This is a genomic window from Roseofilum sp. Guam (assembly GCF_017746735.1).
GTDB classification, from domain to species: Bacteria; Cyanobacteriota; Cyanobacteriia; order Cyanobacteriales; family Desertifilaceae; genus Roseofilum; species Roseofilum reptotaenium.
The window spans coordinates 47,858-57,411 of record NZ_JAGHZN010000060.1 but is presented as its reverse complement, the minus strand read 5'-3'; the positions used below and the strand labels follow the sequence as shown (position 1 = coordinate 57,411).

Sequence of the window (9,554 nt, the reverse complement as noted above, 5' to 3'; positions counted from 1 at the left end):
ATGCCCAATTTGGCAAATGGTTGATGCCTAAATATTCCCCATCTACCCTCAAGACTTGGGTGAGCGAGCATGAAAAATCCCTGTTAGAAACTTTGTAGAAAATCTTATGTAGGGGCAAATTTTTTTTCGCCCCTACAGCATTAATTACCCTTCTCCTTCTGGATAAATGGGGACTCCATCCAAGGTTCCAAAACGTCCCAACGGCCAAAAGCGAAGCACGGCACGACCAATAATATTTTTGCGCGGTACTGCCCCCCAGCAGCGACTATCATAACTGCTATTGCGATTATCACCTAAAACCACATAGGAATTTTGAGGCACAATTTGGGGTTGATCCAAAAATCGTTGATCGGGAGGACAAACATCTACAGTTGTAAATTGATGATCGGATGTATCGTTGATCTGGGCGGAGGGGTTAATCTCGGAAGCTACATAATTTTCATCTAAGGGTTGATCGTTAATATAAACTTGCCCATTTACAATCTCAATTTTATCGCCCGGTAAACCAACGACTCGCTTAATTAAGGCATCTTTGAAATTGGGGTCCTTTTCCTTCATCTTGTCCGTGGGAGAAAACACAATGATATCCCCCCGTTTAGGATCGCCAAACCGATAGCCGAGTTTATCAATAATGAGGCGATCGTGGGTGGGTTCATACTGTAAGGTGGGTAGCATTGACCCGGAGGGAATATAACGGGCTTCGGCGACAAAATGACGAATCCCAATGGCAAGAAGGGCTGCCAGTCCAATGGTTTTGAGTCCTTCAATCCAAGGATTTTCGGGAGTCGGGTTGGTATTCTGGTCAGAGTTGGGTTTATTCACACGAGTCATAGGTTAGGACGAAGTTGAAGCAAGGGAGAGGCAAGCACCTCTTGATCGTGAAGACGTTGTTTTAGTGTACCGCTAGAATACAATAGGCTCTAAAGATGTTATCTATAAGTTCCCTCTTCTGTCTACTTCTGCTAAATCCGTCAATTCCCCGGGTCACGTTCTTTTTCCCACAAGGGAATTGAAGTTCGGGACAGTTCGGATTGAGGATGGCTCTATTGTAGAAGTTTGGCAAGGTTGCTTGTCAATGGATGGGGTAGATTAGTCAGGAAATATAGACGCTCAAGAGTTAACTTTGTTGCTTGTGTCCACTCTCGTATAACTGCTTATTGTGTCTGTTGACTACGATCTGATTGTTTGGGGGGGTTCTCCAGCGGGAACCTATGCGGCGGTTATGGCGGCGCAACGAAAGGCTAGGGTTGCCCTGATTGTGCCACCAGAGACTTCTCTTAGCTATGGTTTCGAGGATGGTTTAACGTTGCCCCTACCGTTGCGACAGGGGCAAAATCGGCTCGATCTGATGAGGGATGCTGAGGATCTATCCTATCAAGGGTTGTGTCAATGGGTACAAACTGGAGTGGAGACCTTAGCGCTGATGGACTCTCCGCCAGCTCTAGAGCAGTTGGGAATTGATTTGGTGCAGGAATGGGCGGAGTTTCAGGAAAAACAGGGACAAATTGCGATCGCCTTAAGCAACCGTCGTTTGCTCTCTTCTGCCTATTTGCTGGCTCCGGAAACCCAGCCCAGGGTTGAGATTGAGGGGTTAGCGAGTACGGGTTATCTAACCCCAAAGCAACTGGTGAGCTTGAAGTCACCTCCTTCGTCTTTGGCGATTATTGGATCAGATCCCCGTGGGATTGAGTGGGCGCAAGTCTTTCAAGAGTTGGGGTCTCAAGTAACGCTGATTACCGAAAATTCCTGTATTTTGCCCCAGGAAGAACCGGAAGCGTCTAACCTGATTCAAGCTCAACTGAAGGCGTTGGGTGTGGAGATTTTACTGGAAACCCAGGTGACTCAAGCACGACCGATTGAGGGACAAACTTGGTTGCAAGTGGGAAATCGGGCGATCGCCGTCGATAACGTGTTATTAGTTACTCCTCCTGCTTTGCCATTTCCTACTCCAACGTTGGAGTTTCTCGGCGTGGAATGGGGCGATCGGGGTTTAAGAGTAAACTACAAACTACAAACTACAAATCCCAAAATTTATGCTTGTGGGGACAGTTTGGGTGGATATTCATTACTTCATCTTAGCCTATATGAGGCAAAAATCGCCACTAAAAACGCCTTATTTTTACCATTCTTTACGATTGATTATCAACAGTTACCCTATACGGTCTACAGCCAGCCCACTTTAGCTAGAGTGGGATTAACTGAAGCCAGCGCAAGGGGGCGATATGGAGATAAGGTGCAGGTGATTCAAGAAGATTTAAAGACCAATCCAGCGGCAGTTTTATCTGGGGAGATTACCGGGTTTATTAAAGTGATGATACAACCGGATGGCACAATTCTAGGTGCTACAGTGTTGGGAACCAGAGCAGAAGAGTTGATCCAACCCCTGAGTCTAGCTATTCGTCATCGACTGAAGTTGCAAGCGCTCCAAGATAGCCCGGGGGTATTCGGCAGTGTATCACAACTGCTGACAAGAGTGGGCGATCGCTGGCAAATTCAGCAATTCCATCAATCTTATTGGTCGAAAACAATTCTTAATTGGTGGCTCTCCTGGAAACGAGGTTAAACAGTTAGAAACTATGATATTCTAAGGTCGTCATTTTTTAGGATTCAATCTGGCCTGTACCCTTTCTTTATGAAGCTGCCCTTAACAAAGGGCACCATCCCCTTGCCTATCAAGGATTGATGAGTTGCAATATCAAAGAAAAAAGGGCTTAATCTAACCTTTTCAATCATGGATAAATTTAGAGTTGAAGTCATTGCTAAAACCCCCAATCCCCAGCAAGTCATCTATGCGGCGATGCATCAAGATTATAGTGAAAATCTAGTCTACGATGAGCGAGAAAAGTGGCCAAACGAATTGAAAGCCGGGAAACTGATTGTCAAACATTTATTATCAGGCGGTCGCGGACATTATGGCCCCTTAGAGCATCCTCAAATCATTTTAAACTGTGGTTATTTTCCCCACAGTGTTATGCAACAGGTACGGACTCATCGGGTAGGAATTTCGTTCGATGTACAATGTCTAGCTGCCAATACAGAAGTCACCTTTGTCAATTGTAATGGTGAAAGCAGCAAAAAGCTGAGAAAAACCATCGGAGAATTATATGACCTCTGGCACAATGGTGAAAAAGCAATTCGTTCAAGACAAATTAGGGGTCGAAAAGGTGAACCCCCTGGAGAATATCGCCGTGATTGTAAAAAGAGACTCCAGAAGATGCGGTTACGAGTCTTAAACGAGGACACTGGTTTGTTTGAAGTTGGACATATTGAACAAGTTATCTGTCAAGGGATTCAACCCGTTTATCGGATAACTTTAGAAACTGGAAAAACACTCGATTGTACCATCAATCATCGTCTATTCACTTCAGGAGGTTGGCAAACCATGGGTGAAGCAGTGGGATTAGTGACTGGAAAGGATGGTCATGTGATTAACATGACTAAAGACGCTGCGGTTATGTGTAATGGAATTCCGGTCACTGGGAATGGCTTGTATCGGGAAAAAGCTGGGATGGAAGAGAAAGTTACCGCCGGTTTTTCTACGAATTATCAAACGAATTCTTCTGGGAATACAGCGCAAAGTGCTATGAGTAAATATAGTGTTGAATCATCAAAACCATGTACCACAACCCTATTCCCTATTCCCTATTCCCTATTCCCTAGCGCGGAGCGCTATAAACTCAAAGCTCATCCCATCAAGATTGTCAAAGTGGAGTATTTAGGCGAGCAAATGACCTATGATTTAGAAGTCGCGGGAAACTGGCATAACTTTGTGGCTAATGGTCTCGTGGTTCATAACTCTAACCGCTATACAGGGTCTCGGATTGTACAAGCGGCTGAAGGATTAAAACCGATTGAAGAGGTGTTTTACCTGCGTCCAGTGGGAGAATATAGTAATCGTCAAGGCAAGCATTATACTTATACCGAAGAACAGCGACAATCGGATTTAGAGTGGTGTTTGCAAGCGGCAAAACGGTATCAGCAGATGGTGGAGAGCGGCATATCGGAAGAACACGCACGGGGGATTATTCCGTTTGATGTGCGTCAGCATTTTGTGGTTTCTTTGAATGGACGATCGCTGATGCATTTGTTAGACTTAAGATATAAGCTAGATGCTCAACTCGAATGCCAAAAACTCTGCGAACATATTTTTCCCCATTTCCAAAGTTGGATGCCTGAAATTACTGAATGGTACGAGAAAAATCGGTTAAAAAAGGCGAAATTATCCCCCTGATGAGAATCTGATACTCCAGAGGGCAATTAAGCCAAATCCGGATAAAATGACTCCAGAAATACGGTTAATCCAGCGCAAGCGATGAGGGGTAATTTTATTGTTCATGAAGCCAATGCCGGTAACGAGGACGAACCACCATAGGGCTGACCCAGAAAATACACTTAGGACGAGGATAAGAGCTAACCCATAGTGTCCGTTAGTATTTCCAGCTCCGAATCCGGCAAAGATAGCAGCAAAGGAGAGAATAGTTAAGGGATTGGTTAAGGTTAGAAAGAGGGTGGAAATATAGGCCCGCCATAGGTTTTTGCCGTCAATTTTAGCTTCTTCTTTACTGGGAGATGAGCGAAAGGTTTGGATGCCTAAATAACAGAGAAAAAATCCACCAATGAGGCGTAATGTGATTTGATGTTCGATGAAAAGATTGGAGATGAAAGTTAATCCAAATCCGGCAATACAGCCGTAGAAACCATCGGCAGTGGCTGCGCCTAAACCGGAGACTAATCCGGCGATTCTGCCTTGGCTTAAGGTGCGACGGATGCATAAAATGCCAATGGGGCCAACGGGTGCGGCTATGGATAAACCGATGATTAATCCCTTGAGAATGACTGAAAGTTCCATGGGGAATTATAGTGCTAGGAAATAGGGAATGGGGAATAGGGAATGGGTTTCTCCTACTCTGTTTTAGAATAGCTAAGTATAAAGCATAATTGAATAGGAATTTGAACGAAAATGAAGAAATTTTTGGAGAATTATGAGGTAAAATAGACTAATGGCTTTTGATTCTGAAAAGCTGCTCGATCGAACAGGATGGCGGATTCTGGAGATCTTGCAAGAGGAGGCAAGAATATCATTGGCGGAGCTAGGGAGAAAGGTGGGGTTGTCTGCTCCAGCGATCGCCGAACGGGTAAAACGAATGGAAGAAGCGGGTATCATTACAGGATATCAAGCCCAGGTCAACCCGGAAAAAGTGGGCTATGCTATTGCTGCTATTATTGCCCTCACCACGACTCCTCAGAAGTATCCGCAGATCTTAACCTTGATTGAAACGTTGCCAGAAGTGCGATCGTGTCACCATGTCACGGGTAACTTCTCTTTCTTTATGGAAGTGACGGTCTCTTCAATGGGACACTTAGAGGAGATAATCAATCAACTGAGTGAGTTTGGACAAACTTCGACTTCTATTATTCTTTCGTCACCACTTCCGAGACGAGGCATTATCGATCGTCACTAGGTTAGGGCGATCGCTGCAAATAATCGTGGGTTACTTGCATAATAATATCTAAGCGAAAGTTATCAAATAAAGCAGTCAGGGCTTCAGATAGGGCTGGGTGAGTCGGGGCAATTGATTTGATCAAAAATTCAACTTTTTCTTCATTCACTTCTCTTGCAGTAGAATAGAGAGTCTGTACCCAGGTTGGTGACATTTGAGTAAACTGTTCTCCCCAGAAGCGATCGCTGCGTAACCGATGTTTTTTAAGCTTCCTTCTAGATTTTGGCATCGCTTCATAAATGTAAGAAGCCTCTAAATAACGAGATAAACTATTAAAAATCACCTGACTTTTAAAGGGTTTACAAATAAAATTATCGGAACCAGCCTGTATAATTTCTGTACGTCTTTCTTCAAAAGCACTAGCAGTTAAGGCAATAATCACTGTTGATTTTAGACCCTGCTGCTGTTCTTGCTCCCGAATAATACGAGTCGCTTCTAAGCCATCGACTACAGGCATCCGAGTATCCATGAAAATCAAGTCAGGTTTACAACTCTCCCAAAGAGCGATCGCTTCTTGACCATTCGTCCCTTCAATCACTTCAAAACCCACAGGGGAAAGTAACTTAACCAGCAGCTTGCGATTTTCTGGGGTATCATCAACAACTAAAACACGGTACATCTTTTGATCGGGAGTTAACTCTACGACTTGGCGAGTATCCCTTTCCCTGAAATTAGGTAAAGATTGATGGCCTAATTTCAGGGGAATATCAAACACAAATACTGTTCCTTTTCCTACTTCACTGCTAACGGAAATTTCTCCTCCCATTAAACGGACAAATTTATCAGTAATCGACAAACCCAAACCAGTTCCTTGAGCAGAACTTATCCCGGTTGACGTTTGGACAAAAGCCTTAAATAAATCCTGTTGTTCTTCCTGTATTATCCCTGGGCCTGTATCACTCACTTTGAATTCAATATTCCCATGATGACCCCTGTTCTGTTGTAGCGTTACACTTAGTTTCACCTGACCAAATTCTGTGAATTTAATGGCATTGCCGATCAAATTAATCAAGCAACTCCGTAGCTTTTGCTCATCTGATTTGATGTATTGTGGAACTTGGGGATCAACATTAAATTCTAGATGGATGTTTTTAGATTCTGCTTTGATTTCAAACAAATCCTCTAAGCCATCTAGTAAATAGTAGATATCCAAGTCTTTTTCATTTAAATGAATAATTCCTGCTTCAATTTTGGATAAATCAAGGATATCATCAATCAAATCTAATAAATGTTCGCCGCTTCGATTAATAATTTCTAAATATTCTCGCTGTTCATCATTAGTTTGGTAATCCCGAAGCATCACTTGAGTAAACCCTAAAATAGAGTTTAAAGGCGTTCTGAGTTCATGGCTCATATTCGCTAAAAATTGACTTTTCGCCTTAGACGCTGCTGCGGCCTCTTCTTCAGCTTTCTTACGTTCTTGAATTTCCTGTTGCAGAGTTTTATTTTGCGCTTCTAGCTGGTTTTGCAATCGTCGAATCGTTAATTGGTGTTCAATACGGGCTAAAACCTCTTCCACCTGAAACGGTTTAGTAATATAATCTACCCCTCCAACTTGGAACGCCCTGACTTTATCTAAAACTTCATCTAACGCACTGAGGAAGACAATGGGAATATTCTGAGTCTGTTCGTCTTTTTTTAGCTCCTGACAAATTTCATAACCATTCATATCCGGTAATTTAATATCTAAAAGGATTAAATCCAGATTTCCCGCTCGCGAAGCTCTGAGAGCCATTTCTCCTTTCACAGCTCCCTTAACTTTATATCCAGCCTCAGATAAAGTTTTAGATAATACCTGGAGATTTTCCAGTTGATCGTCAACAATTAAAATATTCCCTTTGTAAGTATCCACAGTTTTTACAAACTAGCTCCTCATCTTAATCAAGAATATCAATATCGCTCTCTTCAATCAAACTTAGGATTTGATCGCAGCGAAAGGTTTTTACTAAATCAGTTAGGGCGTTAGCTAAAGCAAAATGCTGCTCAGGAATTTGCTCAATCAACTGTAAAAGCCGATCATCATCAATGGCATCTGCTGCCTGATATAATGTCTTTAGCCACTGATTGGGCATAACCTTGAGGCTATGGGCTGTGAGAATAAATGGGGATAGAGAAGTAGTGATTAATTTTTCCCTTGGCTGTTCTAAATGATAATCATAAATATAACCTACATCTAGATATTGGGCAATCTTTTCAAAGATTAGAGCTTCTGTGAAGGGTTTCCGTACACAATCATTACACCCTACCCTGACTACCCGATCAAGTTCGTCTTCTAAAATACTTGCAGTTAAGGCAATAATGATAGGGGATTGATCGGTTGCTGGTGTATTCGCTCTAATATGCTCAGTTACTTGATCTCCATTCATCACTGGCATCCGGATGTCCATCCAAATTAAGTGAGGTTTCCAACTTTCCCAAATGGCGATCGCCTCTCGTCCATTTTCTGCCATTTTTACTTCAAAACCGATCGGTTCTAAAATTTGTAACAAAAGTTGCCGATTTTCCCACTGATCGTCCACAATCAAAATTCGGTACACAGACTGTTCTGGTGCTAAACCCACTACTCGACGACTTCGACTGCTCGGGACGACTTCATTTGCATCAACCGTACAGACTTCAATCGTAAACTGAAATTTACTCCCATAACCCACTTGACTTTTAAGGGTGATTGTACCGTTCATTAACCGAACAAATTTTTGGGCAATCGTCAAGCCTAAACCCGTTCCTTCTTGAGACACTTTCCCTGTTTCACTTTGCACAAATGCCTCAAATAGCTTTTGCCGATCTTCTGGAGCTATTCCAGGGCCAGTATCTTCTACTTCCACTTGCAGAGCCACTTTTTTTGAGGCACTCAATTCTTCATTTTCGATGGCTAAAACACGAAGGAAAACTTGCCCTTTTTGAGTGAATTTAATTCCATTATTGAGTAAATTAATCAAAACCTGACGCAATTTGACTTGGTCTGCACAAATGTAGTTTGGAACTTCTCGACCAATAACAAAAATTAATTCTATATTTTTTTGCTCTGCTTTGAGCTTAAACATATCCTCTAGATCATCAATTAGACTCCTAAAATCAAAACAGCCTTCGTCTAGAGTGACTCTTCCCGATTCGATTTTAGACAAATCCAAAACATTATTAATCAAAGTTAATAAATGTTGACCGCTCCGATTCATAATCCGAACATTCTCTTGATGTTCCGCTGGTAAAATAGGAGAACGACCCATTAATTGGCAAAAGCCCAAAATCACATTCAAAGGGGATCTCAGCTCATGACTCATATTAGCTAAAAACTCACTTTTAGCCCGATTTGCCAATTCTGCGGCTTGTTTTGCCAGTTCCAATTCTTGGGTTCTTTGATAAACTTTTTTCTCCAAGTCCTGATTCAGTTCCCTGAGTTCTGTATTGATCAGTTGTAAGGTTTGATTTTGCTGGGCTAATTTTTGATCTTGGTCATAACTGCGTAATGCCTCAATGACCGTCAACTTCAGATCTTCCTCATCCCAAGGTTTGGCAATATATCGATATAACTTAGCATAGTTAACCACTCGTCCCACAACATCGGCACTGGCTTGACCAGTTAATAAGATTTTCAATGTTTTTGGAGATAAATAATGGATTCTAATTAATAGCTCATCGCCCGACATTTCCGGCATCATATGATCGGAAATAATTAAAGCAATATCCATTTGATCCAACAAACAATCTTCAGCAATTTCTAGAGCTTCCATTCCGCTTTCAGCTTGCTCGATAAAATAACCGTAGGTCAACCATGCTTTCAGCTGTCGCTTTAAGCTATCTAAAATAATGGGGTTATCATCGACACAGAGGATAACTCGATTAGAAGTCATAAATTTAGCACTCGATGGATTTTTAAAAACAACAAAACTTCTGAACGTCTATAGGGGGATTCTTATTTTGTCTTCTAAGATCAACTGAATTTATGGCAAAAATATCCATAGAGACTTACAATAGAGGGCAATCACAGATATGTTATGAATCAAAAATAACTTTAGATTCACAATCGTTCTGTTTCTGTCTCTCAAGCCAAGT

General features: G+C 42.1%; 7 protein-coding genes. 3 read left to right on the top strand and 4 right to left on the bottom strand.

Annotated features, from left to right (window positions below):
- Positions 1 to 144 precede the first annotated feature (144 nt).
- Complete coding sequence (gene lepB, locus J7529_RS20600) at positions 145 to 831, bottom strand: signal peptidase I (RefSeq protein ID WP_318730506.1); 687 nt, start codon at positions 829 to 831, stop codon at positions 145 to 147.
- A 328-nt stretch (positions 832 to 1,159) separates the two neighbouring features.
- On the opposite strand from lepB, the gene J7529_RS20595 reads away from it, so the two are divergent.
- Both J7529_RS20595 and thyX read left to right on the top strand, forming a co-directional pair.
- Positions 1,160 to 2,563, top strand: a complete 1,404-nt coding sequence (locus J7529_RS20595) for an NAD(P)/FAD-dependent oxidoreductase (protein WP_318730505.1) — start codon at positions 1,160 to 1,162, stop codon at positions 2,561 to 2,563.
- Positions 2,564 to 2,731: 168 nt separating this feature from the next.
- Positions 2,732 to 4,231, top strand: a complete 1,500-nt coding sequence (thyX, locus tag J7529_RS20590; RefSeq protein WP_318730504.1) for an FAD-dependent thymidylate synthase — start codon at positions 2,732 to 2,734, stop codon at positions 4,229 to 4,231.
- Here the strand turns inward: thyX and J7529_RS20585 are convergent.
- A complete protein-coding gene (locus J7529_RS20585; RefSeq protein WP_271936074.1) occupies positions 4,220 to 4,849 on the bottom strand; it encodes a LysE family translocator in 630 nt (209 codons plus the stop codon). The two genes, thyX and J7529_RS20585, sit on opposite strands and share 12 nt — an antisense overlap.
- A 151-nt stretch (positions 4,850 to 5,000) precedes the next feature.
- Between J7529_RS20585 and J7529_RS20580 the strand changes: the two genes are divergently transcribed.
- Positions 5,001 to 5,462 carry an Lrp/AsnC family transcriptional regulator gene (locus J7529_RS20580; protein ID WP_318730503.1) on the top strand — a complete coding sequence of 154 codons (462 nt, stop codon included), beginning with the start codon at positions 5,001 to 5,003 and terminating at the stop codon, positions 5,460 to 5,462.
- A gap of 1 nt (position 5,463) precedes the next feature.
- On the opposite strand, the gene J7529_RS20575 is transcribed toward J7529_RS20580, so the two are convergent.
- Both J7529_RS20575 and J7529_RS20570 read right to left on the bottom strand, forming a co-directional pair.
- Positions 5,464 to 7,353 (bottom strand): response regulator, encoded by a 1,890-nt coding sequence (locus tag J7529_RS20575; RefSeq protein WP_318730502.1) that lies wholly within the window; start codon positions 7,351 to 7,353, stop codon positions 5,464 to 5,466.
- A 25-nt stretch (positions 7,354 to 7,378) separates the two neighbouring features.
- A complete protein-coding gene (locus J7529_RS20570; RefSeq protein ID WP_318730501.1) occupies positions 7,379 to 9,352 on the bottom strand; it encodes a response regulator in 1,974 nt (657 codons plus the stop codon).
- Positions 9,353 to 9,554: the final 202 nt, after the last annotated feature.